General features: G+C 68.5%; 23 protein-coding genes. 14 read left to right on the forward strand and 9 right to left on the reverse strand.

Annotated elements, in window-relative coordinates; translation table 11 throughout:
• Positions 1 to 897 precede the first annotated feature (897 nt).
• Positions 898 to 3,324: a GcvT family protein gene (locus tag AC1DSZ_RS13510; protein WP_476838878.1), complete on the reverse strand. Its 2,427-nt coding sequence runs from the start codon at positions 3,322 to 3,324 to the stop codon at positions 898 to 900.
• Positions 3,325 to 3,425: 101 nt separating this feature from the next.
• Here AC1DSZ_RS13510 and AC1DSZ_RS13515 point away from each other — a divergent pair, with 101 nt between their 5' ends.
• Both AC1DSZ_RS13515 and AC1DSZ_RS13520 read left to right on the forward strand, forming a co-directional pair.
• Entirely contained in the window at positions 3,426 to 3,620 is a 195-nt protein-coding gene (locus AC1DSZ_RS13515) for a type II toxin-antitoxin system HicA family toxin (protein WP_476838879.1), read from the forward strand.
• A gap of 11 nt (positions 3,621 to 3,631) precedes the next feature.
• Positions 3,632 to 3,934: a type II toxin-antitoxin system HicB family antitoxin gene (locus AC1DSZ_RS13520; RefSeq protein ID WP_476838880.1), complete on the forward strand. Its 303-nt coding sequence runs from the start codon at positions 3,632 to 3,634 to the stop codon at positions 3,932 to 3,934.
• 40 nt (positions 3,935 to 3,974) lie between these two features.
• Here the strand turns inward: AC1DSZ_RS13520 and AC1DSZ_RS13525 are convergent, their stop codons facing one another.
• Complete coding sequence (locus tag AC1DSZ_RS13525; protein WP_476838881.1) at positions 3,975 to 5,522, reverse strand: trimethylamine methyltransferase family protein; 1,548 nt, start codon at positions 5,520 to 5,522, stop codon at positions 3,975 to 3,977.
• A gap of 288 nt (positions 5,523 to 5,810) precedes the next feature.
• On the opposite strand from AC1DSZ_RS13525, the gene AC1DSZ_RS13530 reads away from it, so the two are divergent.
• From AC1DSZ_RS13530 to AC1DSZ_RS13560, 7 genes are all read left to right on the forward strand, one after another.
• Entirely contained in the window at positions 5,811 to 6,515 is a 705-nt protein-coding gene (locus tag AC1DSZ_RS13530) for a corrinoid protein (RefSeq protein ID WP_476838882.1), read from the forward strand.
• Between the two features lie 5 nt (positions 6,516 to 6,520).
• Positions 6,521 to 7,252: a DUF1638 domain-containing protein gene (locus AC1DSZ_RS13535; RefSeq protein WP_476838883.1), complete on the forward strand. Its 732-nt coding sequence runs from the start codon at positions 6,521 to 6,523 to the stop codon at positions 7,250 to 7,252.
• Positions 7,253 to 7,381: 129 nt separating this feature from the next.
• On the forward strand, positions 7,382 to 7,678 hold the full coding sequence (locus AC1DSZ_RS13540; RefSeq protein ID WP_476838884.1) for a virulence factor: 297 nt from the start codon (positions 7,382 to 7,384) through the stop codon (positions 7,676 to 7,678).
• A gap of 83 nt (positions 7,679 to 7,761) precedes the next feature.
• Entirely contained in the window at positions 7,762 to 8,286 is a 525-nt protein-coding gene (locus AC1DSZ_RS13545) for a methylenetetrahydrofolate reductase C-terminal domain-containing protein (RefSeq protein WP_476838885.1), read from the forward strand.
• 33 nt (positions 8,287 to 8,319) lie between these two features.
• Complete coding sequence (locus tag AC1DSZ_RS13550) at positions 8,320 to 9,351, forward strand: methylenetetrahydrofolate reductase (RefSeq protein ID WP_476839160.1); 1,032 nt, start codon at positions 8,320 to 8,322, stop codon at positions 9,349 to 9,351.
• A 127-nt stretch (positions 9,352 to 9,478) separates the two neighbouring features.
• Positions 9,479 to 10,399, forward strand: a complete 921-nt coding sequence (locus AC1DSZ_RS13555) for a dihydropteroate synthase (protein WP_188519341.1) — start codon at positions 9,479 to 9,481, stop codon at positions 10,397 to 10,399.
• 216 nt (positions 10,400 to 10,615) lie between these two features.
• On the forward strand, positions 10,616 to 12,631 hold the full coding sequence (locus AC1DSZ_RS13560) for an ASKHA domain-containing protein (RefSeq protein WP_476838886.1): 2,016 nt from the start codon (positions 10,616 to 10,618) through the stop codon (positions 12,629 to 12,631).
• A 1-nt stretch (position 12,632) separates the two neighbouring features.
• Here the strand turns inward: AC1DSZ_RS13560 and ade are convergent, their stop codons facing one another.
• Positions 12,633 to 14,363 (reverse strand): adenine deaminase, encoded by a 1,731-nt coding sequence (ade, locus tag AC1DSZ_RS13565; RefSeq protein ID WP_476838887.1) that lies wholly within the window; start codon positions 14,361 to 14,363, stop codon positions 12,633 to 12,635.
• Between the two features lie 408 nt (positions 14,364 to 14,771).
• Here ade and AC1DSZ_RS13570 point away from each other — a divergent pair, with 408 nt between their 5' ends.
• The 3 genes from AC1DSZ_RS13570 to AC1DSZ_RS13580 all read left to right on the forward strand — a co-directional run bounded on the left by AC1DSZ_RS13570 (position 14,772) and on the right by AC1DSZ_RS13580 (position 15,836).
• On the forward strand, positions 14,772 to 15,026 hold the full coding sequence (locus tag AC1DSZ_RS13570) for a hypothetical protein (RefSeq protein ID WP_476838888.1): 255 nt from the start codon (positions 14,772 to 14,774) through the stop codon (positions 15,024 to 15,026).
• Between the two features lie 319 nt (positions 15,027 to 15,345).
• Positions 15,346 to 15,597 (forward strand): hypothetical protein, encoded by a 252-nt coding sequence (locus AC1DSZ_RS13575; protein ID WP_476838889.1) that lies wholly within the window; start codon positions 15,346 to 15,348, stop codon positions 15,595 to 15,597.
• The gene (locus AC1DSZ_RS13580; protein ID WP_476838890.1) at positions 15,594 to 15,836 is read left to right on the forward strand and encodes a hypothetical protein; all 243 of its coding nucleotides are present in this window, start codon (positions 15,594 to 15,596) and stop codon (positions 15,834 to 15,836) included. Before AC1DSZ_RS13575 ends, AC1DSZ_RS13580 begins: the two co-directional genes overlap by 4 nt.
• A gap of 2 nt (positions 15,837 to 15,838) precedes the next feature.
• Here AC1DSZ_RS13580 and AC1DSZ_RS13585 read toward each other — a convergent pair whose 3' ends face one another.
• The 3 genes from AC1DSZ_RS13585 to AC1DSZ_RS13595 all read right to left on the reverse strand — a co-directional run bounded on the left by AC1DSZ_RS13585 (position 15,839) and on the right by AC1DSZ_RS13595 (position 17,247).
• The gene (locus AC1DSZ_RS13585; protein WP_476838891.1) at positions 15,839 to 16,108 is read right to left on the reverse strand and encodes a hypothetical protein; all 270 of its coding nucleotides are present in this window, start codon (positions 16,106 to 16,108) and stop codon (positions 15,839 to 15,841) included.
• A gap of 60 nt (positions 16,109 to 16,168) precedes the next feature.
• Positions 16,169 to 16,606 carry an EamA family transporter gene (locus AC1DSZ_RS13590; RefSeq protein ID WP_476838892.1) on the reverse strand — a complete coding sequence of 146 codons (438 nt, stop codon included), beginning with the start codon at positions 16,604 to 16,606 and terminating at the stop codon, positions 16,169 to 16,171.
• 122 nt (positions 16,607 to 16,728) lie between these two features.
• Positions 16,729 to 17,247: a cold-shock protein gene (locus tag AC1DSZ_RS13595; RefSeq protein ID WP_476838893.1), complete on the reverse strand. Its 519-nt coding sequence runs from the start codon at positions 17,245 to 17,247 to the stop codon at positions 16,729 to 16,731.
• A gap of 687 nt (positions 17,248 to 17,934) precedes the next feature.
• Here AC1DSZ_RS13595 and AC1DSZ_RS13600 point away from each other — a divergent pair.
• Positions 17,935 to 18,273, forward strand: coding sequence for an FKBP-type peptidyl-prolyl cis-trans isomerase (locus AC1DSZ_RS13600; protein ID WP_244643987.1), 339 nt, complete (start codon positions 17,935 to 17,937; stop codon positions 18,271 to 18,273).
• 98 nt (positions 18,274 to 18,371) lie between these two features.
• On the forward strand, positions 18,372 to 19,679 hold the full coding sequence (locus AC1DSZ_RS13605; protein ID WP_476838894.1) for an Hsp70 family protein: 1,308 nt from the start codon (positions 18,372 to 18,374) through the stop codon (positions 19,677 to 19,679).
• A gap of 144 nt (positions 19,680 to 19,823) precedes the next feature.
• Here AC1DSZ_RS13605 and AC1DSZ_RS13610 read toward each other — a convergent pair whose 3' ends face one another.
• The 3 genes from AC1DSZ_RS13610 to AC1DSZ_RS13620 all read right to left on the reverse strand — a co-directional run bounded on the left by AC1DSZ_RS13610 (position 19,824) and on the right by AC1DSZ_RS13620 (position 24,651).
• Positions 19,824 to 21,881, reverse strand: a complete 2,058-nt coding sequence (locus AC1DSZ_RS13610; protein WP_476838895.1) for a hybrid sensor histidine kinase/response regulator — start codon at positions 21,879 to 21,881, stop codon at positions 19,824 to 19,826.
• A gap of 199 nt (positions 21,882 to 22,080) precedes the next feature.
• On the reverse strand, positions 22,081 to 23,283 hold the full coding sequence (locus tag AC1DSZ_RS13615; RefSeq protein WP_476838896.1) for a mandelate racemase/muconate lactonizing enzyme family protein: 1,203 nt from the start codon (positions 23,281 to 23,283) through the stop codon (positions 22,081 to 22,083).
• 144 nt (positions 23,284 to 23,427) lie between these two features.
• On the reverse strand, positions 23,428 to 24,651 hold the full coding sequence (locus AC1DSZ_RS13620) for a mandelate racemase/muconate lactonizing enzyme family protein (protein ID WP_476838897.1): 1,224 nt from the start codon (positions 24,649 to 24,651) through the stop codon (positions 23,428 to 23,430).
• Positions 24,652 to 24,719 lie beyond the last annotated feature (68 nt).

The following is a 24,719-nucleotide window of genomic DNA, read 5'->3' on the forward strand; positions in this document are numbered from 1 at the left end:
CACAGCAACCGCGAGGGTGTTAAGGTGGCCGCGTCCACGGCCCCACCATAGTGTGGGGCGGGCGGGCTGACTGCCTGACTTAGGGTCGGCTGAGGCTGTTACCCCTCGAACCCGCCGTCCGGCCGCTCCGGAAAGGCCTCCCGGGAGGGTGGGTCCGGTATCCCCACCCGCGCAGGCGCCGCGCCCCGACCCCGCAACGGACCGCTCCGGAAGCGCCCCCTCCCTGGGTCGAGAGTGGGCGCAGAGTGCGGGAAACGGGGCGAAATGTTAAGGATTATTTTCATATTACGGGCGCGTTCCCTCTCCCCTCGGGCGAGGGACGCGCACGACGATGGAGCGCCTCGCCGTCATTGCGAGCGCAGCGAAGCAATCCAGTTGGTTGGAGTTGGCCCCGGCGCCGGGCGTTACGCCCGGCATCAGCTGGATTGCTTCGCTGGCGCTCGCAGTGACGGAGAAATGCAGGCGCACGGACGCCCTCACCCCTGCCCCTCTCCCGCAGGCGGGAGAGGGACGCGCACGACGATTGAGCCCCTCGCCGTCATTGCGAGGGCAGCGAAGCAATCCTGGCGGTTGGGATTAGGCCCGGCGCCGGGCGAAATGCCCAGCATCAGCTGGATTGCTTCCCTCGCGCTCGCAATGACGGAGAGATGCAGGGGTAGCCCGGCGCCCTCACCCTTGCCCCTCTCCCGCAGGCGGGAGAGGGACGCGCACGACAATGCAGCGCCTCGCCGTCATTGCGAGCGCAGCGAAGCAATCCAGGCGGTTGGGAACAGCCTCGGCGCCGGGCATAGCGCCCGGCCTTTAGACTGAATTGTTTCGCCTCCGGCTCGCAATGACGGCGAGGCGGTGGCGCCATGCTTGGCTTCCGCAAACGCAGCGGGGCGGCGCCCCGGCGCCTCACGCCCGCAGGCGGGCTCCCGAGGGATCAAACAGCGGCTCCGGCAGCGGCGTGGCGCGCACGCGCTTGCCGATCACCTCGACCTCGAACCCGTCCCGGGCGTCCGCGAGCGCGACCGGCACATAGCCCATCGCGACAGAGACGCCGGACGCATGCGCATAGCCGCCGGAGGTGATCCAGCCGACGACCTCGCCATTGCGCCAGATGGGCTCGTCCCCGATCGCGTCGGCGTCTCCGGCCTCGAGCGCGAAGGTGACGAGCCGGAGCGCACCGCCCGTGGCCTTCTCGGCCAGCGCCGCCTCGGCGCCGACGAAGTCCGGCCGGCTCCAGCGAATGAAGCGTCCGAGCCCGGCTTCCACCGGGCCGTATATCGGCCGGTACTCGCGCGCCCAGGTCCCGAAGCTCTTTTCCAGCCGCAGGGCGTTCAGCGCCCGCAGGCCGAAATGGCCGACGCCGAACTCCTCCCCGGCGCCCCAGAGCGCGTCCATGAGGGCGCGCTGGCAGTCGGGCTCGACCCAGATCTCGTAGCCGAGATCGCCCGTGAACGAGATCCGCCCCACGATGGCCGGCACGGGGCCGACATCCATGGCGGCGATCGACAGAAACGGGAACGCGGCGGTGGAGAGATCCTGCCTTACAAGCTTCTGCAGGAGCTCGCGCGCCCGCGGCCCCGCGATGCTGAGGCCCTGCATGCGCTGGCCGAGCGCGTCGATCCGCACGCCGGCGGCGGGTGCGTGCTGGAGAAACCAGCGCATGTGGTGTTGCTCGGCAGGGCCGGACCCGATCACCAGGAAGCGCTCGGGGCCGAGCCGGCCGACCGTGAAATCGCCGATCAGCTTGCCACGCTCGTTCAGCATGGGGGTGAGCGTGATGCGGCCTTGGGCCGGCATCTTGCCCGCCAGCACGCGCGACAGGAACGCCTCCGCGCCCGGCCCCGTGACCTCGTATTTGGCGTAGCCGGAGGTCTCCAGGACCCCGACGCGCTCGCGCACCGTGCGACATTCCTCGCCGATGGGGCCAAACGCATTGGAGCGGCGGAAGGAGAACACGTCCCTGGGCTCCGTCCCCTTCGGGGCGAACCAGAGCGGGTATTCGAGGCCATAACTCTCGCCCATCACGGCGTTGTCGGCCTTCAGCCGGTCATAAAGCGGCGTGGTGCGGAGCGGCCGTCCCGCCTCCGGCTCCTCGTTGGGAAAGCGGATGCGAAAGCGGCGGGAGTAGTTCTCCTTCACGCGCGCGTTTGTGGTGGCGAGCGTCGCCCAGTCGCCATAGCGGGCGACGTCCATGGCCCAGACGTCGAAGCCCGGATCGCCCTGAATCATCCAGTTGGCGAGCGCCAGCCCGACGCCGCCGCCCTGGCTGAAGCCCGCCATGACGCCGCACGCCACCCAGTAGTTGCGCAGCCCGCGCACCGGCCCGACCAGCGGGTTGCCGTCCGGCGCGAACGTGAAGGGGCCGTTGATGATCTTCTTGATGCCCGCCTTGGCGAAGGCGGGGAAATGCTCGAAGCCGACCTCCAGCGAGGGCGCGATGCGGTCGAGATCCGGCTCCAGCAGGTCCTGGCCGAAATCCCAGGGCGTCTGCGTCTCGGACCAGGCCTTGCCGGCGCGCTCATAGGTGCCCATCAGCATGCCGCCGCGCTCCTGGCGGGTGTAGATCTCGCCCTCGAAATCCAGCGCCGTGATCACTTCCTTGCCGGTGCTGGCGTTGACCTCCGCCACCTCGGGCATGTCCTCGGTGAGCAGGTACATGTGCTCCATGGCGAGCACCGGCAGCTCCAGCCCGGCCATGCGGCCGCACTCGCGCGCCCAGAGGCCGCCGGCGTTGACGACGTGCTGGGCGTGGATGGTCCCCTGCTCGGTGACCACGTCCCACGTTCCGTCCGGCCGCTGGATCGTGTCCACCACGCGGTTGCGCAGCACGATCTCGGCGCCCTTCAGCTGGGCCGACTTGGCGTAGGCGTGCGTGGTTCCGTAGGGATCGAGGTGGCCTTCGAGCGGGTCGTACATGGCGCCGACGAAGCGGCTCTCGTCGATCAGCGGCATCAGCCGCTTGGCCTCGCCGGCCGAGATGATCTCGGTGTGCATGCCGAGATAGCGCCCCTTGGCGTGCGCCATCCTGAGCCAGTCCATGCGCTCGGGCGTACCCGCCAGCATCACGCCGCCCGTGAGGTGCAGCCCGCAGGAGACGCCCGAGAGCGCCTCGATCTCGCGGTAAAGCTCCACCGTGTATTGCTGCAGCTTGGCGACGTTGGGATCGCCGTTCAACGTGTGGAAGCCGCCCGCCGCATGCCAGGTGGAGCCGGAGGTGAGCTCGGCCCGCTCCACCAACACGACATCCGTCCAGCCCGCCTTGGCGAGGTGATAGAGCACCGAGCACCCGACGACGCCGCCCCCGATGATGACGGCCTGGGCTTGGGTTTTCATGGCGCAACTCTCGGTTCGTGGCGACGGCGCCGCGCGCATGCGAGCCTTCGGCGGTCGCCGTTGCGGTGCAAGTGGATTTGGCGGATCATCCGGGGACCCTCGTGGCGAAGGTCGAACAGAACACGCGGGACGTGATCGCGCGTTTGGAGCGGGACGGCTGGCGGTCGATGGGCGGCGCGCGGCACGACAAGTTCGCGCATCCGCTGTTTCCGGGCGTGCGGATCATGGTTCCACGGCACCGCAGCCTGTCGCTTGGCGTCGCGCTCGACATCGCCAAGCGAGCGGGCTGGATGTGAGGACAATCGGCATGCAGGCCTTCGTGGGACTTCTGGACGGAAGCGCGGATAATTGGGGCGTGCGTGTTCCCGATGCGCCCGGCTGCTACGGCGGCGGGCCCACGCCGGAAGACGCTATCGCGAGCGCGACCGAGGCCTTGCAAGACCTGCTTTCCGACGAAGAGTACCTGAAAGCGAACGCGCTCCAGCCGACGCCGATCGAGACCTTGCGCGACGAACCCGCGATCCGCGCGGCTTTGGCGGCGGGAGACGTGCTCGTTCTGCTGCCCGTTCCGGGCGACGAGCGCGATCATGCGCCCATCGCCGCCGAGTAGCCGAGCGGCAGGGCTGAGCGGCTGACTCACCGCAAGCCCCTCAATAATCCGTCGGCGCGCCGCCCTCGGCCTTGCGGCGGGCGACGAAGGCTTCGAGCTCATCCCGGATGGCCGGGTTCATGGGCGGCGGCTCATGGGCGGCGAGGCGCTGCTTGTAGAGGCGGTTGGCGGTGTCGTAGGCGGTGGGCGCGCCGGCCTCCTCCCAGCTCTCGTAGTTGCGCCAGTCCGAAATCATGGGCGCGAAGAACGCCGTGCGGTAGCGCGACTGCGTGTGCGCGCAGCCGAAGAAGTGGCCGCCGGGGCCCACCTCGCGCATCGCCGAGAGGGCCAGCTCCTCGGCGTCCACCTGCACGGGCCGCAGGAAGTTGGCCACCATGTCGAGCAGGTCGGCGTCGAGCACCATCTTCTCGAAGGAGGCGTGCAGGCCGCCCTCCATCCAGCCCGCGCCGTGCATCAGCAGGTTGGCTCCGCCCATGATCGCGCCCCAGAGCGAGAACACGCTCTCATAGGCCGCCTGCGCGTCCAGCGTGTTGGCCGCATTGGCGTTGGAGGAGCGGTAGGGCAGCCCGTAGCGCCGCGCCAGCTGGCCGCCGATCAGCGCCGCCTTCATGTATTCGGGCGTGCCGAAGGCCGGCGCGCCGGTCTTCATGTCGACATTGGAGGTGAAGCCCCCATACACGAAGGGCGAGCCCGGCCGCACCGTCTGGGCCACCACCAGCCCGGCGAGCGCCTCGGCGTTCTGCTGCGCGAGAGCGCCCGCCAGCGTCACCGGCGCCATCGCGCCCGCCAGCGTGAAGGGCGTCAGCACCACCACCTGGTTGCGCCTCGCCATCTGGATGATGCCCTCCAGCATCGGCCCGTCCAGCCGCAGCGGCGAGGACGAGTTGATGATGGTGAACACCGAGGGTTCGCGCTCCAGCGTCTCGTCGTCGATCCCGCGCGCGATGCGGATCATCTCGATGGCGTCGAGATTGCGCTCGCGCCCCAGCGAATAGGCGTGGATGGCCTTGTCGGACAGCGTCAGCATGTCCCACAGCGCATCGAGATGGCGCACGGAGGCGTGCACGTCGGCGGGCTCCACCGGGTAGCCGCCCCACAGGTGCACGGCGTCCAGCGTGTGCCCCAGCCGGATCAGGTTCTGGTAATCGACGCGGTTGCCCGGCCGGCGGCCGCCGTCGCGGTCGGCCGCGTTGGGGGCGCTGCCGACGGAACAGAACGCCACCGCGTTTCCGCCGATCTGCAGGTTCCGCTCCGGGTTGCGGGCGTGCAGCGTGAAGGAGCGCGGCGCCAGCCCGATGCGGCTCTCGACGAGTTCGCGCGGGATGCGGACGCGCTGCGAGGCGGGATCGACATCCGCGCCGGCCCCCTTCAGGAGAGTCCGCGCGCCCTCATGCAGGAAGTCCATCCCGATCTCTTCCAGGATGGTGAGCGAGGCGTCGTGGATCGCCTCCAGCGCATCGGCCGAAATCGCGGCCACGGGAGCGAAAGGCAGGCGCGGCTGCGCCCGCACGGGCGCGGGGCCGGTCGGCTCGCCGCTCTCGCGTCCTCGGCGGCGGCGACCCCGGTTCTCCGTCGCGGCATCGGACATGGTCGCTCCTGCGGTCAAGGCCGCGACACTGGCCGCGCGCCGTCTTGACGTTCGTCAGTCTTGCGGAACGCAAGCGCGGCGATTGCCTCAGGGGCGACCCATGCTGGCCTCCGGTCGACGCGGTCGGGGGCGGCGCACAGCCGCCGGGCCCCGCTGGCCCATGCCGAATCGGCACGCACGTCGCGCCCGCGCCACCGGGTGTCTCGCGGGCGACAATGCGTTATACGGATCGTCGACAAGCTGATGCGAAGGCCCGCGCTTCGGGTCGGAACGCAAGGGTATCCGCTGATGGCCGGCGACGATCTCGACCTCTCCACGCTCTCGGACGACGAACTCGTCGAGCAGATGCACGACGATCTCTATGACGGGCTCAAGGAGGAGATCGAGGACGGCGTGCGCATCCTGCTGGATCGCGGCTGGACGCCCTACGACGTGCTCACCAACGCGCTGGTGGAGGGCATGCGCATCGTCGGCAACGACTTCCGCGACGGCATCCTGTTCGTGCCCGAGGTGCTGATGTCGGCCAACGCCATGAAGGCCGGCATGTTCATCCTGCGCCCGCTGCTGGTGGAAACCGGCGCGCCCAAGATCGGCAAGATGGTGATCGGCACCGTGAAGGGCGACATCCACGACATCGGCAAGAACCTCGTCTGCATGATGATGGAGGGCGCCGGCTTCGAGGTGATCGACCTCGGGATCAACAACCCGGTCGAAAACTACCTCCAGGCCATCGAGACGCACCAGCCCGACATCCTCGGCATGTCGGCGCTGCTCACCACCACGATGCCCTACATGAAGGTCGTGATCGACACGCTGAGCGAGAAGGGCATGCGCAACGACTACGTGGTGCTGGTCGGCGGCGCGCCGCTGAACGAGACCTTCGCCAACGCGATCGGCGCGGACGCCTATTGCCGCGACGCCGCCGTGGCGGTGGAGACCGCCAAGAGCTTCATGGCCAAGCGCCAGGGCTCGGTGCAGTCGAAGAGCGCCTGAGGCCTATGACGAGGCGCCCCGCCCTGGACCGCGAGCCTCCTGGCTCGCATCTGGCGGCGCCGGAAGAGGCGAGCCAGGAGGCTCGCGGTCCACGGCCCGGCGCAAAGACCCTCGTGATCGCGTGCGGGGCTCTGGCGCGCGAGCTGCTGGCCGTGATCGAGGCGAACCGGCTGACTCATCTCGAGGTCACCTGCCTGCCCGCCATCCTCCATAACCGGCCGGAAAAGATCCCCGCGGAGGTGCGCCGCAAGATCCGGGCGGCGCGGGGGCGCTACGACGAGATCCTGTGCCTCTATGGCGATTGCGGCACCGGCGGCCTGCTGGACGAGGTGCTGGCCGAGGAGGGCGTGGCGCGCATCGAGGGCGCGCATTGCTACGAGTTCTTCATGGGCGCGCCCGACTTCGCCGCGCTCACGGACGCCGACCCGGCGACATTCTTCCTCACCGACTACCTCGTGCGCCACTTTGACCGGCTGATCATCAAGGGCCTCGGCCTCGACCGCTTCCCGCAATTGCTGCCGACGTATTTCGGCAACTACACGCGGGTGGTGTACCTGGCGCAGGTCGAGGACGCGGCGCTGGATGCCAAGGCCCAGGCGGCGGCGCAGCGGCTGGGGCTGGCGTATGAGAAGCGGGTGACGGGCTTAAGCGGGATCGCCCGGTTTGTGACGCCAACCTCCACCATAGGGCGCGCCCTTCTCCCCCCGGGAGAAGGTGGACGCGAAGCGGCCGGATGAGGGACTAGCAGCTAACCAGAGGCGGCCTGATTTCCAACTCCAGACCCTCATCCGGCCCTGTCGGGCCACCTTCTCCCGGGGGGAGAAGGGTCGCGCACGATCATCTGATCAAACCACCGAGATCCCACCATGCCCCAGCTCACCATCCTCTACTGGCGCGACATCCCCACGCAGGTGATCGCCAAGCAGGGCCGCACGGCGGCCAAGCGGGAATTGTCGAAGCGGTTCATCGAGGCCGTCGACATGGCGGCGATGCGCTCCGGCGCGGCCAGCACGGATGATTATCTCGCCGACTGGCGCAAGGGCGAAGCCGTGGAATGCGGGGCCGACCTGGAGGCCGAGGCCGCCGCCGAGGCCGAGCGGCTGGAGGCGCGCTACGACAAGGCCGCGCTGAAAGCCCTGATCGACAACCAAGGTCGCGCGTAGAGCTTTTTTCGGCGCATGGAGCGTCGGCGCGCGGCTGCGGATCGGCTCAACTCGAAGCGTCCCGAGGGCCGCCGAGTGACCCGATGATCCCCGCCGCATTCGAACCACGAGGCAAGCTGCCGCCAAAAGGCGACCGCGGGCGCCTGCGCTTCTTCTCCATCCGGCATGCGCGCTTGATGGAGAGCCTCTATGCGGCCTTCGAGCCGATCGTGGTGCGGCTGCATCCCGTCTGGGCGAAGCTCGGCTACCAGCGTATCGAGCGGCCCGCCGCCGCCGTGGAGGCCGCCATCAAGGGCGCGCTGTTCGACTGCCGCATGTGCGGCCAGTGCATCCTGTCCTCCACCGGCATGTCCTGCCCGATGAATTGCCCCAAGAACCTGCGCAACGGCCCCTGCGGCGGCGTGCGGCAGGACGGCAACTGCGAGGTCTATCCGGACATGCCCTGCGTGTGGGTGAAGGCCTGGGAAGGCAGCCGCCTGATGCGCGACGGCGACAGGATCGCCGACGTGCAGCCGCCGATCGACCACCGCCGCAAGGGCGAGTCGAGCTGGCTGCGCGTGGCCCGCGAGAAAAATGGCGCGGCCGCTCCCGCGCCACGGCCGCATTGAGGCTGCGCCATGAACCGCGACGATCACGCCCGGATGGCCCCGCACCCCGACGACATCGGCCCCGAGCCGCACGCCCCGCTGCCGCCGCTTCCCGGCCACTCCTCGCGCGGCCGGCTGGAGCGCGTGCTCAGGCGCGGCGAGTTCGCGGTGACGGCCGAGCTGAACCCGCCCGACTCGGCCGACCCCGAGGAGGTTTATGACCGCGCCCACATCTTCGAGGGCTGGGTGGACGGCATCAACGCCACCGACGGCTCCGGGGCGCATTGCCACATGTCGAGCGTGGCGATCTGCTCGCTGCTGACCCGCATCGGCTATTCGCCGATCATGCAGATCAGCTGCCGCGACTACAACCGCATCGCCATCCAGGGCAACGTGCTGGGCGCGGCCGCGCTCGGCGTATGCAACGTGCTCTGCCTCACGGGCGACGGCGTGCAATGCGGCGACCATCCGGAGGCGAAGCCCGTCTTCGACCTCGACTCGACGTCGCTGCTCGCCACCATCCGGACCATGCGGGACGAGAAGCGGTTCCTGTCCGGCCGCAAGCTCACCACCGCGCCCGACATGTTCCTGGGCGCGGCCGAAAACCCCTTCGCGCCGCCCTACGATTTCCGGCCGATCCGGCTGGCCAAGAAGATCGCGGCGGGCGCGCAGTTCTGCCAGACGCAATATTGCTTCGACCTGCCCCTGCTGGAGCGCTTCATGCAGCGTGTGCGCGACGACGGGCTCGACCAGGAATGCTTCATCCTGGTCGGCGTCGGCCCGCTCGCCTCCGCCCGCACGGCCAAGTGGATGCGCGCCAACGTGGCCGGCGTCCACATCCCGGACGCCGTGATCGCCCGGCTGGAGGGCGCGCAGAACCAGAAGGCCGAGGGCAAGAAGATCTGCATCGAGATGATCCAGCAGCTGCGCGAGGTGAAGGGCGTTTCGGGCGTGCACGTGATGGCCTACCGGCAGGAGGAATACGTCTCCGAGATCGTGCACGAATCCGGCGTGCTGCGCGGGCGCACGCCCTGGCGGCGCGACTTCCAGCCCAGCATGCAGGCGGTGGAAAGCCTCAGCGTCTGACCCGCAGGAGCGGGGACAGCGCGGAGTGACATAACAAACGCTCTGTTTCTCATAGCGAACGCGTCGTGCTAATAACGCGCCCGAATGGCCGGGCCCCGGGCCCTCGAAGCCCCTACGGAGGATCGACATGACGGAAACTGTGATCACCTCGGACAAGAAGAGGGTGGTGATCGGGTTCGAGCATCGCTTCGTCATGATCGGGGAGCGCATCAACCCCACCGGCCGCAAGCTCCTGGCCGCCGAGATGGCGGCCGGCGACTACAGCCGCGTGATTGCCGACGCGGTCGCGCAGGTCGAGGCCGGCGCGCAGATGCTGGACGTCAACGCCGGCATCCCGCTGGTGGACGAGCCCGCGATCCTGGCCGAGTGCATCAAGCTGGTGCAGAGCACCGTGGACGTGCCGCTCTCAATCGACAGCTCCATCGTGGCCGCGTTGGAAGCCGGGCTCGCCGTCTACAAGGGCAAGCCGCTGGTGAACTCGGTGACCGGCGAGGAAGAGCGCCTCGAGCAGGTGCTGCCGCTGGTGAAGAAATACGGCGCCGCCGTGGTGGCGATCTCCAACGACGAGACCGGCATCTCCGAGGACCCGGACGTGCGCTATGGCGTGGCCAAGAAGATCGTCGAGCGCGCCGCCGATTTCGGCATCCCGCGCGAGGACATTGTGGTCGACCCGCTGGTGATGCCGGTGGGCGCCATCAACGACGCCGGCCGCAAGCTCATCTACCTGCTGCGCCGCCTGCGCGAGGAGCTGAAGGTGAACACCACCTGCGGCGCCTCGAACTTCTCGTTCGGCCTGCCCAACCGCCGCGGCCTCAACGCCTCGTTTCTGCCGATGATGATCGGCGCCGGCATGACCTCGGCCATCATGAACCCGCTGCACCTGGAGGACATCCAGGCCATCCTGGGCGCCGACGTGGTGATGGGGGCCGACCCGAACTGCGGCGCCTGGATCCGCAAGTTCCGCGAGCCCGCCCCCGAGGGCGGCGCCGGCGAGGGCGGCCGTGGCCGCCGCGAAGGCGGTCGCCGCCGGGCCCGCGAGCAGGCATGACGGTCTGCCGTCATCCCCGGCGGCGCGGAGCGCCGAGAAGGGGATCCAGCCTGATGGCGGAGGTTGCTCTGGATCCCCTTCCCGCGCCTTCGGCGCGCCGGGGATGACGGCTGAGAGGTTAAGGCCCACGCCCTCCCTGCCCCCTCCCGCTGCGCGGGAGAGGGATCCGCATCGAGCCAAGCGGCTCTGTCCTAAGCTCATCCCCGAAAGCCATCCGTGACCGACACCCCCGATCACCTCGTCGTCTTCACCCCCTCCGGCAAGCGCGGGCGCTTCGCCGAAGGCGTGAGCGTGCTGGAGGCGGCGCGCAAGCTGGGCGTGGACCTCGATTCCGTGTGCGGCGGACGCGGCATATGCGGGCGCTGCCAGGTGCAGGTCGGCGAGGGCTCGTTCTCCAAGCACGGCATCGAATCCCACGCCGACCACGTCACCGAATGGAACGCCGTGGAGGCGCGCTACACGTCCAAGCGCGGCGCGCTGGCGGAGGGTCGCCGCCTCGGCTGCCAGGCGCGCCTGTGCGGCGATGTCGTCGTCGACGTGCCGCCGGACTCGCAGGTGCACAGGCAGGTCGTGCGCAAGCGCGCCGAGGCGCACCCGATCGAGATCGATCCCGTCGTGCGCCTCTACTATGTCGAGGTCGCCGAGCCCGACATGCACGATCCCTCCAGCGATTTCCGTCGCCTGCAGAATGCGCTCGCGGCGCAGTGGGACGTAGCGGATGCCCGCGCCGACCTCGCCGTGCTGGCGGGCCTGCAGAAGACGCTGCGCGCCGGCGAGTGGAAGGTCACGGCCGCGGTGCGCCGGAGCGGCGACATCGTCGCGGTGTGGCCGGGCTTCCGCGAGGCCGCGCATGGGCTGGCGGTGGATATCGGCTCCACCACGATCGCGGCGCACCTCACGGACCTGATCACCGGCGAGGTCGTCGCCTCGGCCGGCCTCATGAACCCGCAGATCCGCTTCGGCGAAGACCTGATGAGCCGGGTCTCCTACGTGATGATGAACCCGGGCGGGGAGCGCGAGCTCACCGCAACCGTGCGCGAGGCGCTGGACAGCCTCGTCGGCGAAGTCGCGCGCGAGGCCGGCATCGCCCGCACGGACGTGCTGGAGCTGACCGTGGTCGGCAATCCGATCATGCATCACCTCTTCCTTGGGCTGGACCCGGTCGAGCTCGGCGGCGCGCCTTTCGCGCTCACCATCGACGGCGCCTACGAGGCCCGCGCGCGCGACCTCGGGATCACTATCGCGCCAGGCGGCTTCGTCTACGCCCTGCCCTGCATCGCCGGGCATGTGGGCGCCGACACGGCGGGGGTAGTGCTGTCGGAGGGGCCCTACCTCAAGGACGAGCTCACCCTGCTGGTGGATGTCGGCACCAACGCCGAGATCGTGCTGGGCAACCGCGAGCGGCTGCTGGCCTGCTCGTCGCCGACGGGCCCGGCCTTCGAGGGCGCGCAGATCTCCTGCGGCCAGCGCGCCGCGCCGGGCGCCATTGAGCGGGTGCGCATCGACCGCGACACGCTGGAGCCGCGCTACAAGGTCATCGGCTGCGACCTGTGGTCGGACGAGCCCGGCTTTGCCGAGGCCACCGCCGCGACGGGCGTCACCGGCATCTGCGGCTCGGGCATCATCGAGATCATCGCCGAGATGTGGCTGGCCGGGATCATCACGCAGGATGGCGTGGTGGACGGCGGCATGGCGGCGCGCTCGCCGCGCATCGAGAGCAATGGCCGCACCTTCTCGTACCTGGTGCGAGAGGGCGAGCCGCGCCTGGCCATCACGCAGAACGACGTGCGCGCCATCCAGCTCGCCAAGGCGGCGCTCTATGCCGGCATCAAGCTGCTGATGGACCGCTATGGCGTCAGCCGGGTCGAGCGCATCACGCTGGCGGGCGCGTTCGGCAGCCACATCGACGTCACCTACGCGATGGTGCTGGGCCTGATCCCGGATTGCGACCTCGCCAAGGTGGCGTCGGCCGGCAACGCCGCCGGCACGGGCGCGCGCATCGCGCTGCTGAACGCGGCGTCGCGGCTGGAGATCCAGGACGTGGTGCGCCGCATCGAGAAGATCGAGACCGCGCTGGAGCCGGCCTTCCAGGAGCACTTCGTCAACGCCATGGCGCTGCCCAACAAGCAGGACGCCTTCCCGGAGCTCGAAAAGGTCGTGCGCTTCCCCGCGCCGAAAGTGGCGGCGGCCGGCGAGGACGGCGGACGCCGGAGGCGGCGTCGGGAGGGCTGAGCTATTCCTCGATCAGCGCGAACCGATCCACGTCCACCATGCCCTTGTCGGTGATCTTCAGGTGCGGGATCACGGGCAGCGGCAGGAAGGCGACCTGCAGGAAGGGCTCGGCCAGCACGACGCCGAGGCTCTTGGCCGCGGCCCGGAGCGGGATCAACCCGTCGCGCACCTCTTCGAAGCTCAGCAGGCTCATCAGCCCGGCGACCGGCAAGGCGAGCTCGGCCAGCACCCGCCCGCCATCCGCCACCACGAAGCCGCCTTCGATTTCCGACAGGCGGTTCACGGCCAGCGCCATGTCGGCCTTGTCGACGCCCACCACCGTAATGTTGTGGCTGTCATGCCCGACGGACGACGCGATGGCGCCGCGCCGCATGCCGAAGCCCTTCACGAAGCCGCGCCCGATGCCCTCGCCGGCTTGGCTGCGACCGTGGCGCTCCACCACCGCGACCTTCACGACATCCTGGGCGAGGTCCACTCCGCGCTCGCCGCCCCGGTAGGGCAGCGTCAGCGTGAGATGCTCGGTGATGATCTTGCCCGGGATCACGCCGATCACGGGCGTGGTCGGCCCCGGCCCGGGGCTGGCGAAATCGCCGGCCGACACCGGCCGGGCCTTGACGCTGCGGCGGCCAACCGGGGCCACCTCGCGCCTCGCCGCGAATAGCGCGTCGTCGACGACGCGGCCGGCGCTGATCACGGCCGACACCGCGCACTGCTCCAGATCGTCCAGCAGCACGAGATCGGCGCGCCAGCCGGGCGCGACCAAGCCACGGTCGCGCAGCCCGAAGGCGCGGGCCGCCGAGATGGACGCCATCCGGTAGGCGTCCAGAGGCCGCGCGCCGAGCGCGATGGCGGTGCGGATGATGAAGTCGAGATGCCCTTCCTCGGCGATGTCGAGCGGATTCCGGTCGTCCGTGCAGAAGGTCATGTAAGGGGCGTGGTCGGGCGTGATCAGCGACGCCAGCGCGTGGAGGTCCTTGGAGACCGAGCCCTCGCGCACCAGCACGGTCATGCCCTTGCCGAGCTTCTCGCGCGCCTCGGCGGCGCTGGTGGCCTCGTGGTCGGTGCGGATGCCGGCCGCGCAATAGCCGTCGAGGTCGCGCCCCGTGACCAGCGGCGCGTGGCCGTCGATGTGGCGCCCCTGGAAGGCGACGAGCTTGTCGAGACAGCCGGGATCTCCGAAGAGGACGCCCGGGAAATTCATGAACTCGGCGAGGCCGATCACCTGCGGGTGCTCGGCGAAGGGCGCGAGGTCGGCGGCCTCCAGCGCCGCGCCGGCGGTCTCCAGATGGGTGGCCGGCACGCAGCTCGACAGGTTGACGCGCAGGTCCATCACGGTGGCGGTCGACCAGTCGAGGAAGTAGCGCAGCCCCTCCGCGCCCAGCACGTTGGCGATCTCATGCGGATCGCAGATCGCCGTGGTGACGCCGTGCGGCAGCACGCAGCGGTCGAATTCGCCCGGCGTCACCAGCGACGATTCGACGTGCAGGTGCGTGTCGATGAAGCCCGGAACCACCGTCTTCCCGCGCGCGTCAATCTCACGGGCGCCATGATAAGCCCCGCCCGTCCCGACGATGCGGTCGCCACACATGGCGACGTCGCCCACCGTGAGGTCTCCCGTCACGAGGTCGAATACGCGGCCGCCCTTGATCACGAGATCGGCCGGCGCGATCCCGCGCCCCGCCTCGATCATGCGCTTCAACGCGGCGCTGTCCGGCGTCTTGGAAGCTTCCATGGTCTCCTCGCGAGCTGCCCCGGCACGACGATGGCCGAGCGGCGCGAACGCGTCCAGCCTGCGCCGAGCGGCGGACGAAAAAGAAAAGCCCTGCTTGCGCAGGGCTCTTGAGGAGTTGAAGCAATCGCCACTTCCGTGACACCCGAAGGCTACCAGAGGCCCCGCCGCATCCAAGTTACGGTTTACCAATCCTTCCGCCGGCCGCCCTCGCCGGATCCCGTGAACCGCGCCCGGCCTCAGGTAAGTTCATGATCAAAGCGCCTGGGGAGCGCTGCTCCCATGCACGACGGCCAGACGACCGCCAGCAATCGGCCCGTGATTAAACATCCCGACGTTATCGATGACGTGCTTTGGAACGGTTCAACTTTGAGCAGCGTTGACCGGCATCTTCAAAGGAGGACGTAACCTATGAAAATCTTCGCAATCGCTCTCGCGGCGACGCTCGCCGCCACTGTCGCTCATGCCCAGGACACCACCGTGATCAAGAAGGAAGGCATGATGGGCAACAAGACCACCAAGGTCATCCGCCACGGCGACGACTCCGACGTGTCCGTGCGCCGCAAGACGGTGGTCCGCACCGGCTCGGTCGGCTGCAGCACCAAGACGGTGAAGAAGACCAACGACATGGGTGACACCGTCACGAAGTCCAAGTCTTCCTGCTGAGCATTCATCAGCTAAGTTGAAGAAGGCCCGGCGCTCTCAGCCACGCCGGCCGCTCGAAACCAACGACCGGCACGAGATTGCCGGTCGTGATTTGAACAGCAAGACAGACTGCCGTTCTACTTCCACTGAACTGGTCTTTATACATTTCTGCAATCTTGAGGCACTTGAGCGCGGAACAACTCATAGCATAGCGCGTTTACGAACAAATTGAGAGACGATACTGGAACGGCGCAGGCGACGCCGCCGAGGCCCCTTCCGGGCAGCCGGGAGGGGCCTCGATGTTTGAACGAAAGCGCGATTGATGGACGGAGCGACATGGATGCCGCCCCTGGTTCTCGTTGTCGGTTATGACGCTTCCGATTCCGGCTGGACTGTACGGATCAAGGGGTATCCGCCCTATATGGTCTTCAAGTTTGCACGGATCGAAACATTGGTGGCACTGATGGACGCCGCAAAGGATGCATCGCCGGTGCACTACGAGCTGGCGGCTCCCACTCTGGTGGGGCGTCCTCAGGCTCTGCAGGAGCTTGCGGAAAGCGGCATCTCGCGCGGAATGGGGCCCCCACAATGACGGACGCCGATTTTCTCCCCAGCCCGATCGACTACGCGGTCCTGCGCACGATCCTGGCCACCATGGAGCAGGGCGCCATCGCGACAAAGCTGCGCTACATGATCGTGGAGATCCACGTCATGATCGAGGAAGCGGAGCGCTCGCCCAATCCCGACGTTTGGGAACGCAAGATCCGCGATCGCTGGGCCGCGCTCGAGGACGTCGTGCGGGCAAGCCGTCCGGCCGCCCGCATCGCCTGAGATCAGCGCGGGATGCGCGGGTCCTTGCTGTCCTGAACCGCCTGGGTGGCCGCCTTGGGATCGTGATCCACGCCGGCCTGCAGCACCCTGGTGGCGGTCTCGTTCTTCCGGTCCGGATCGTCGCTCTTGGCGGCCGTGTCGGACTTTTCGGTCAGTCCCTGGCCGTCGGGCTTCTTGCCGCCGGCGCGGCTCGCGGCCTCGAAGGTGCGCAGCGCTTCCGGCTGGCGGTCGTCTTGGGTGGATTTGTCGTTGGTCGTTTTTTCGTTGGTCATGGCGTCCTCCCGATAGCGCGAAACCAATCGCCATCAGGGCCGCCGGTTCCACGGCTCCGGCTACGGCAGGGCTACCAGCAGGGCGCCGGCCGCGATCAGGGCGACGCCGGCCCAGTTGAGAAGGGACAGCTTCTCGCCGAGCACGAGCGCCCCGAACAGCGCCACCAGCACGACGCTGAGCTTGTCTATCGGCGCGACCTGCGACGCCTGGCCGAGCTTCAGCGCGCGAAAATAGCAGAGCCACGAGGCGCCGGTGGCGAGGCCAGACAGCACCAGAAACAGCAGCGCGCGCCCGGGTACGTCCGGCAAGGTTCGCCACGCGCCGGTGCCGGCCAGGATCAGGCCGAGCGCAGCGATCACCACCAGCGTGCGGATAAACGTCGCGAGGTCCGAATCCACGCCGCCGACCCCGATCTTGGCCAGTATCGCCGTGAACGCCGCGAAAACGGCCGAGAGGAGGGCCCAAAACGCCCAGTGGGTCATGAGGGAGGAAGACATGGCGGGAGCTTAACGCGCCCTCGGGGCCGGACGCCACCGCAACCCCGGAACGAAACGAGGCGCTCCGCAGCTGCGAAGCGCCTCGTTTAAATCTCGATCACGAGCCCGCAGGCCTCGCGCGATCAGTCGTCCGAGCGAACCGCCGCGGCCTCGGGACCCTTCTGGCCCTGGCGCACGTCGAGCTGCAGACGCTGGCCAACGTCGATCTCGCGCATGCCGGCGCGCTCCAGCGCGGTGGCGTGCACGAAGATCTCGGGGCCGCCGTCATCCGGGGTCACGAAGCCGAAGCCGCGCTCACGCGAATACCACTTCACGACGCCGCTCTTGGGCTCGGTCGGGCCGGAGTCGCGCTGGAAGCGACCGCCGCCGCCCGGACGCGGACCCGCGCCGGGACGATCGCCGAAACCGCCGGGACGCGGACCGCGCGGCGCCTGAGGCGTCGCCGTGCTGGCGTCAACCGAAACGACTTCGGTTACCTGCGGACCCTTCTGGCCCTGGCCGATCTTGACCTGGAGCGTCGTGCCCGGCTCGAGAGCCGTGTGACCCGCCGCCTCGACGGCGCGGATATGCAGGAACGCCTCGCCGGACCCGTCCGTCATCTCGACGAAACCGAAGCCTTTTTCACCGTTGAACCACTTCACTCGCGCTTCAACGTCCGGTCCCGTAGAAACCGCCCTCGCCGGAGCCGGACGAGCGGAAGGAGCCGACGACGGACGCGGAGGCGTCCATTCTTCCTGGCCCCAGCCCCCACCCTTCGGTCCGCGATCCCAACCTTTGCCCATAGTGCGCCACCTGCCGCATTCAATACTCATGGTGAATGACTGGTCCGGGGCTTTGGGTCAACTGGAATCACGAGGCTGGCGCGCAAAATTGGCGACGTTCCTGTTCCTCTCAGGAACAGAAAGCGCCGTCCCGGGCTGAATCGCCCTGGGGCGTCATGATCCCATAATCGACGCGCCCTTGACCGGCGCCCCAATTCGACCTGCGTGAGCTAGAAAACCTGGGCGCAAACAGCCCACTTGGCGGGCTGTCCGCGTCGGAAAAACCAACGCGAACGATTCGTCCGAATTGGCTGACCCTCGGTTTACCAGAAAAGCGGGTTTCGCCCACCCAAAAAGCGAATCCGTTCTCGACCAACGGATGCGCTCGCGCTTGCGGGCGGCCTGCGCGCGCTTTACTGCGGGTGCGCCATCCTGAAAGGACGCACCATGCAGGACCTCAACGCCGCTCCCGCAAACGCCGGCCAGGCGCTCACCCGGCGCACCGCGCTTGCGCTTTTCGCCCTGCCCCTGATCCCGGCCGTCGCCTCGGCCCAGACGGAGAAGAAAATGACCAAGACCCCCTCGGGCCTGTCCTACACGGACGTCGTCGTCGGAACCGGCGCGAGCCCCAAGGCCGGCCAGCGCTGCACGGTGCACTACACCGGCACGCTCGAGAACGGGACCAAGTTCGACAGCTCGCGTGATCGCAACCAGCCCTTCACGTTCACGATCGGCCAGGGCCAGGTCATCAAGGGTTGGGACGAGGGCGTGTCGACCATGAAGGTCGGCGGCCGCCGCAACCTCGTGATCCCGGCCGAGCTCGGCTATGGCGCACGCGGCGCCGGCGGCGTGATCCCGCCGAACGCCACGCTGCTGTTCGACGTCGAGCTGCTTTCCGTCAGCTGACGCTCGCCGCCGCCGGTCGCCTCCCTGGCCGGCCGACCTTTCGACGGACGCATTCGCCGAGTGCGTCCGTTTGTTTTTCTGCGATCCGGAGATAGCGCGTGACCACCGAACCCGTTTCGATCGGCATCGATTTCGGCACCAGCAACACGGTGGTGGCGGCCTCGATCGGCGGCGCGCCGGCCAAGGTGGCCCGGTTCCGACATCAGGGGCGCCATCCGAGCGATTCCAGCGCATTCATCTCGGCTCTGTGCTTTTGGGAAGACGTCTCGTCGGCGGGCCGCCGCACGCGCTGCGAGGGCGGACCCTGGGCCGTCGAGGAGTTCCTGGAGGGCCTCTCGGCGCATCGCTTCATCCAGTCGTTCAAGACCTTCGCGGCGAGCGCCTCTTTCCAGGACACCCGCATCTTCGGGGCGAAATATCGCTTCGAGGATCTACTGGCGTCGTTCCTCACCAACGTCTTCGGCCATGCGGGCATCGATCCCGCACACACCAAGCTCGTCGTCGGCCGTCCCGTACGCTTCGCTGGCGGGAACCCCGACGAGGACCTGGCGATGCGGCGCTATCGGACGGCGTTCGCCAAGGTGGGGCTGGAGCAGGCCCAATACGCCTACGAGCCCGTCGGGGCGGCGTTCTTCTACGCCCAGCGCCTCGCCCATGACGCCACCGTGCTGGTGGCGGATTTCGGCGGCGGCACCAGCGACTTCTCGGTGATCCGATTCGAGACGCAGGACGGCGTGCGCCGGGCGCGGCCGCTCGGGCACGCTGGCGTGGGCGTCGCCGGCGACGCCTTCGATTACCGCATCATCGACAAGGTAGTGTCGCCGCGGCTCGGCAAGGGTCAGAACTACAAGTCCTTCGACAAGCTCCTGTCGCTGCCCACGCACTACTATGCCAATTTCGCGCGCTGGAACCAGCTCGCGATGATGAAGGCCAATGGCGACCTGAAGGAGTTGCGGCAGCTCGCCCGCTCGGCCGTGGACCCCGAGCCGCTGGAGCGCTTCATCGAGATCATCGAGCAGGATCTCGGCTTCGCGCTCTACCGCGCGGTCTCGGCCGCCAAGATCGCGTTGTCCTCCTCGGACGAAACGGTCCTGCGGTTCAGCGAGGCCGGCGTGAACATCGCGGCCCGCATCACACGCGCCGAGTTCGAGGGCTGGATTGCGCCCGACATCGAGAAGATCGGCGGCGCGCTCGACGAAGCGCTGCGGCGGTCGGACGTGACGGCGAAAAGCGTCGAGCGCGTGTTTCTCACCGGCGGGTCGTCGTTCATCCCGGCGATCCGCAAGGTGTTCGTGGACCGCTTTGGCGAGCAGAAGCTCACCTCCTCGGACCAGTTCGAATCGATCGCCTCGGGCCTGGCGCTGATCGGCGCGCAGGCGGATATTGATCGCTGGGTCTCGGCCTGACAGCCTGGCCGACTATTCGTTCAACGCCCCTCATCCTGAGGAGCCATGCGACCTTCGCATGGCTCCTCAGGATGAGGGTATCGAAGGTGTGTTCGAGCGACTTTTCGGTCAGGCTCTGAGGTCGGCTCCGACAGCAGCCGCCGTTCAGGAAATCTCGGCCACCAGCGGCTCGCAGCTCGGCGTCACCACGCCCGCGATGGCGTGCGCCAGTTCCTGCCGCAGATAGGGCTTCGCCAGCCGTGGCAGGTTCAGGGCGGAGCGGGTCGCGATCTCGGCGTGGCCGCTCGCCAGCAGGATCGGCATGCTCGGGTCGCGGGCCCGGATGCGTTCCGCCAGCTCGACGCCGGTCATGCCCGGCATGGCCTGGTCGGTGATCACGATCTCGACCTCGCGCTCCTCCAGGATCGTGAGCGCCGCGTCGCCGGATGTCGCCTGCAGCACCGTATGGCCGAGATCCTCGAGCATCGCGGTGGTTCCCGCCATCACGAGAGGGTCGTCCTCGACGAGCAGCACCAGGCAGGCCCGATACTCGGGGTTCGACGGCTCGGCCTCCGGGATGCGCTCCTCGACCTCGCCCTTTGGCAGCCAGAGCTCCGCCGTGGTGCCGCGCCCGCGCTCGCTGTCCAGCCGCAGCATGCCGCCGGACTGCACCGCGAAGCCGTGGATCATCGACAAGCCGAGCCCCGTGCCCTTGCCGACCCCCTTCGTGGTGAAGAACGGCTCCACCGCGCGGGCCAGCGTCTCGGCGTCCATGCCCATGCCGGTGTCGGTGATGCGGATGCACACATAGGCGCCGGGCCGCAGCATCGGACGATCCGCGCCCGCCATGTCCCGCGCCTCGGCCGAGATCGTGATCGCTCCGCCGGCCGGCATGGCGTCGCGTGCGTTCAGCACCAGGTTCAGCAACGCCATCTCGAGCTGACCGGGATCGACCCTCACGGGCGGCAACTCGGCCGGGAAAACGGTCTCGATCCGGATGCCGGCGCCCAGCGAACGCGTCATGAGGTCGGTCATGCCTTCCACAAGGCCGCCGACATCGACGGACTGGGGCGACAGATCCTGCCGGCGTGCGAAGGCCAGCAGACGCTGCGTCAGGGACGCGCCGCGCTGGGCGCCCTGCATCGCGGTGTCGAGCAGGCGCTTTGCCCGGTCGTCGTCCTTGAGCCTGCGCCGCACCAGATCGATGTTGCCGATCACCACCGCGAGGAGGTTGTTGAAATCATGCGCGACGCCGCCCGTGAGCTGCCCCAGGCTCTCCATCTTCTGCGCCTGCAGCAGGCGCTGCTCGGCCAGCAGGCGCTGCTCGCTTTCGGCGCGCAGCCGGATGAGCGCCTGCTGCTCGGCCTGGGCGCGCTGCAACGCGAGCCACGACACGAGCGCCAGAACCAGCGCCGACGCCAGCGCCACCGCCCCATAGGCCGCGAGATTGTGCAGCCACTGCGCGTTGACCTGCGCGGCGTCGACGCCGAACACCACGTAGATCGGATAGGGAGCCACCTTGCGGTAGGCGTAGAAGCGGTCGCGCTTGTCGACGCTTGAGAACCCCTCGAAAGCGCCCGAGAAGGGGTTCGCCGCGATGGCCCGCATGATGTCCGTGCTCGGATCGACGCGGGGGTTCGGCCAGCGATAGGGCAGCCGCGCCAGGATCTCGCCGTCCTCGCGCAACAGCGCGCCCGCGATGGCGCCCACCGGCGCGGCCTCGGCCATGAAGCGGGCGAAATATTCCGGGCTGAGCGCCACGTGGATGATGCCGTCGAAGCGCCCGTCCGCCGTCGTCCGGCGCCGGCTCACCGCGAAGGACGCGATGCCGGTCGCCTTGCCGCGGAAGGCCGCGCTGACATGCGACCCGCCATCCCGCTCCTTCTGCGCCTGAAACCACTCCCGCTCCGCGATGGAGCCCTGCGGATCCCAGCTCTGGCTGCCGGCCCGGACAAAGCCGTTCGCGTCCGTGAGCCAGACCGAAACGGCCTGTTCGAGAGGCGCTTTCAGGTCGCGCAGAAAGGCGCTGGTCTCGGGCTTGGCGATGTCGTCCCAGCTCATGCCGCGCACGCGATCGTCGATCAGCGCCAGCGTGAGCTCGACAGTGTCGAACACCTTGCGGGCATGTTCGTGCATGATCGCGGCCGTGCGCACCGTGACCTCACGGTTCTCCCGCAGCACGTCAGCCCGGTTCCACGCGCCTGCGGCTATGAAAACGGCCATGGGCACGAGCACTGAGGCCGCAAGCAGAAGGCGGTAGAGCCGGACGGAACTCGACGAAAAAGGCATCGGCACCAGTGCATAGCGGGCGCCGCCAGATTGGCGCAGACGCATCCTCACTTGGAATGCCTGAAAACGCTAGGCGTTGCATAGTCCACGCGGTCGAGTTTCAGCCATCGCGTGGACGATTGCGCTCCGTCACTCAGACATAGCCTGTCGAACCATCCGGACGCACCGGCACCTTGCGGCTCCAGTTCACGTAGTCTTCGGTGCCCAGCAGCTCCTCGTCCATCTCGACGCCCCAGCCCGGCCGATCCGGCCGCAGCTCCAGGTAGCCATCCTTCGGCAGGTAGGGGTCCTTCACGTACCAGGCGCCCTGCAGCTTCTGCTCGCTCGACGGCGCCTCGCCGCCCCCCGTGCCGAACACGTAGCCCGGCCCACGCGGCAGCCGGTATTCGAGGATGCGGAAGTTCGGCTGCGCGGCGCAGAAGTGGACGTTCACGGCCGAGGCCAGCGGCCCCATCGGGTTGTGCGGCGCGACCGTGACGTAGTGCGCCTCCGCGATGGCGGCGATCTTGCGCATTTCCAGGAGGCCGCCCACCACGCAGATGTCGGGCTGGATGATGTCCGCCCCGCGCACCTGCAAGAGCCGCAGGAACTCGAAGCGGCTGTAGAGCGACTCGCCCGTCGCCAGCGTGCAGGTGAGCCCGCGCTTCAGCTCGCCCCAGGCCTCGAAATTCTCCGGCCGGATCGGCTCCTCGAAAAACAGCGGATCATAGGGCGCCAGCGCGTTGCCGAGCTGGATGGCCTGCTGCGGCTCGAAGATCTTGGCGTGCGCGTCGAACGCGATCTCGTAGTCGTTGCGAACCGTCTCGCGCACCTGCCGGAAATACTCCGCGCTGGTGCGCACCACCTCGCCCCACCGGTTGCGGTGTATGTCGATGCGGTAGGGGCTGAGCTTGAAGGCCGTGATGCCCCATTGCTCGTTCAGGCTATCTAGCTGCTCGCGCGCCGCGCCGGGGTCCGGCGCCGTGTAGACGCCCGCATAGACCCGCACCTTGTCGCGCGCGTTGCCGCCCAGCAGCATGTAGACCGGCACGCCCAGCGCCTTGGCGGAGATGTCCCACAGGCAGTGATCGATGGCCGAGATGGCGGCCAGCCCGAGCGCGCCCGGCGGGAAGCGCGTCTGCTGCATCAGCTTCATCACGATGTATTCGATGCGCCGGGGATCGTCGCCGCGGATGAAGTCCATCATGTAGTCGAGCAGCGGCAGCAGCGCCTTGTCGGGGCCGTGGTTGTAGCACTCGCCCCAGCCGGTCAGCCCGTCGTCGGTGTCGATCGCGATCACGACGCGCGGGCGGTCCTTGTCGCGCGACATGAAGGCGCGCAGGCGTTCGATCTTCATTGGGGGGTCTCCTCGATGCCGTCATCCCCGGCGGCCTGCGCAGCAGGCCGGGACGGAGATCCAGCGTTGTTCCGGCCGTCCGCTGGATCCCCTTCCCGGTCCGCGATGCGGACCGCCGGGGATGACGGCCTGGGGTTTCGATTTCTAGTCCGGGCGGAAATGCCGCCCCCGCCGCAGCCGCGTCTGCACATAGACGTGCTCGTCGAAGGTGCCGGGCGCGTAGGACGTCGTGTCCTTGCCGATCGGCACCGAGAGGTTCTGGCTGCTCGGAAACTGCGCCACGAACGCCTCGTCGATGTCGACGCCAAGGCCTGGCGCATCCGGAACCTTGAGGTAGCCGTCCACCTGCTGCGGATGCGGGATCACCGTGCGGGCGCGCCCGTCCCAGTCGTCCTCGATCCGCTCCAGGATCAGCGCGTTCGGAATGGCGGCCATGACGTGGAGCGCCGCGTATTCGGCCACCGGGCCGAGCGAGCCCGAGTGGGGCGCCATCATGATGTGATGCGCCTCCGCCATGGCGGCGATCTTCTTCATCTGCGTGATGCCGCCGGCCCGGCCGGTGTCTGGCTGGGCCACGTCCACGAGGTCATGCTCGATCAGCTCGCGCAGGCCGAAGATGGTGGCGGAGCGTTCCCCGGCCGCGAGCGGTACATGGGCGGCGTCGCGGATGCGGCGGTAGCCATCCAGGTTCTCGGGCGCGATCGGATCCTCGATCCACATCAGGTCATAGGGCTCCAGCGCCCGCGCCAGCCGGGCGGCGTCGCCGGGCGTCATCCAGGGCGGGCCGTGGAGGTCGATCATCAGGTCCATCTCGTCGCCGATGGCCTCGCGCAGGCCCGCGACCTTGCGGACCGGATCGGATACGCCGCCGCACTTGATGGCCGTGATCCCGCGTTCCTTCAGGCTGAGCGCCACCTCCGGCGTGTTGGCGTGCGCGTAGATGCGGATGCGGTCGCGCACCTTGCCGCCGAGCAGGTTCCAGACCGGCACGCCGAGCGCCTTGCCCTTGATGTCCCACAGCGCCATGTCGACGCCCGTCATGGCGCCGGCCCCGACCGTCCCGGTCATGCCGTGGCCCATGATGGCGATCTGCATCTTCTGCCAGAGCCGCTCGATATGGGTCGGGTCCTCGCCCACCAGCAGCGCGCGCAGGTCCTTGATGGCGGTCTCGATCACGCGCGGCCAGCCCGAGCACTCGCCGATGCCGGTGATCCCCTCATCCGTGTAGACCTTCACGAACAGCCAGTTGCGCGTGCCCGTGAGGTTGCCCGAATAGCTCTGCGTCCCGAACGAGCCGTCCGCCGCCCAACTCTTCAGGTTGGGCGCGCCCGCGTGCATCAGGAAGGTCTTGACGTCGGTGATTTTCACGGCGGGTTTCCCCTGCTTTCGATTCGAACAAGTGAGCCGTCATCCCCGGCCGGAGCCCCGAAGGGGCG

This window comes from Alsobacter sp. P4_H11 (assembly GCF_056400925.1).

What these genes read in the sequence shown, in the direction of transcription:
- AC1DSZ_RS13580 (WP_476838890.1), top strand. Translation starts at nt 15,594, where the DNA reads ATGACGGACGCCGATTTTCTCCCCAGCCCGATCGACTACGCGGTCCTG.
- AC1DSZ_RS13525 (WP_476838881.1), bottom strand. Translation starts at nt 5,522, where the DNA reads ATGTCCGATGCCGCGACGGAGAACCGGGGTCGCCGCCGCCGAGGACGC.
- AC1DSZ_RS13575 (WP_476838889.1), top strand. Translation starts at nt 15,346, where the DNA reads ATGCCGCCCCTGGTTCTCGTTGTCGGTTATGACGCTTCCGATTCCGGC.
- AC1DSZ_RS13535 (WP_476838883.1), top strand. Translation starts at nt 6,521, where the DNA reads ATGACGAGGCGCCCCGCCCTGGACCGCGAGCCTCCTGGCTCGCATCTG.
- ade (WP_476838887.1), bottom strand. Translation starts at nt 14,363, where the DNA reads ATGGAAGCTTCCAAGACGCCGGACAGCGCCGCGTTGAAGCGCATGATC.
- AC1DSZ_RS13615 (WP_476838896.1), bottom strand. Translation starts at nt 23,283, where the DNA reads ATGAAGATCGAACGCCTGCGCGCCTTCATGTCGCGCGACAAGGACCGC.
- AC1DSZ_RS13530 (WP_476838882.1), top strand. Translation starts at nt 5,811, where the DNA reads ATGGCCGGCGACGATCTCGACCTCTCCACGCTCTCGGACGACGAACTC.
- AC1DSZ_RS13540 (WP_476838884.1), top strand. Translation starts at nt 7,382, where the DNA reads ATGCCCCAGCTCACCATCCTCTACTGGCGCGACATCCCCACGCAGGTG.
- AC1DSZ_RS13555 (WP_188519341.1), top strand. Translation starts at nt 9,479, where the DNA reads ATGACGGAAACTGTGATCACCTCGGACAAGAAGAGGGTGGTGATCGGG.
- AC1DSZ_RS13610 (WP_476838895.1), bottom strand. Translation starts at nt 21,881, where the DNA reads ATGGCCGTTTTCATAGCCGCAGGCGCGTGGAACCGGGCTGACGTGCTG.
- AC1DSZ_RS13510 (WP_476838878.1), bottom strand. Translation starts at nt 3,324, where the DNA reads ATGAAAACCCAAGCCCAGGCCGTCATCATCGGGGGCGGCGTCGTCGGG.
- AC1DSZ_RS13520 (WP_476838880.1), top strand. Translation starts at nt 3,632, where the DNA reads ATGCAGGCCTTCGTGGGACTTCTGGACGGAAGCGCGGATAATTGGGGC.
- AC1DSZ_RS13590 (WP_476838892.1), bottom strand. Translation starts at nt 16,606, where the DNA reads ATGTCTTCCTCCCTCATGACCCACTGGGCGTTTTGGGCCCTCCTCTCG.
- AC1DSZ_RS13570 (WP_476838888.1), top strand. Translation starts at nt 14,772, where the DNA reads ATGAAAATCTTCGCAATCGCTCTCGCGGCGACGCTCGCCGCCACTGTC.
- AC1DSZ_RS13585 (WP_476838891.1), bottom strand. Translation starts at nt 16,108, where the DNA reads ATGACCAACGAAAAAACGACCAACGACAAATCCACCCAAGACGACCGC.
- AC1DSZ_RS13545 (WP_476838885.1), top strand. Translation starts at nt 7,762, where the DNA reads ATGATCCCCGCCGCATTCGAACCACGAGGCAAGCTGCCGCCAAAAGGC.
- AC1DSZ_RS13600 (WP_244643987.1), top strand. Translation starts at nt 17,935, where the DNA reads ATGACCAAGACCCCCTCGGGCCTGTCCTACACGGACGTCGTCGTCGGA.
- AC1DSZ_RS13550 (WP_476839160.1), top strand. Translation starts at nt 8,320, where the DNA reads ATGGCCCCGCACCCCGACGACATCGGCCCCGAGCCGCACGCCCCGCTG.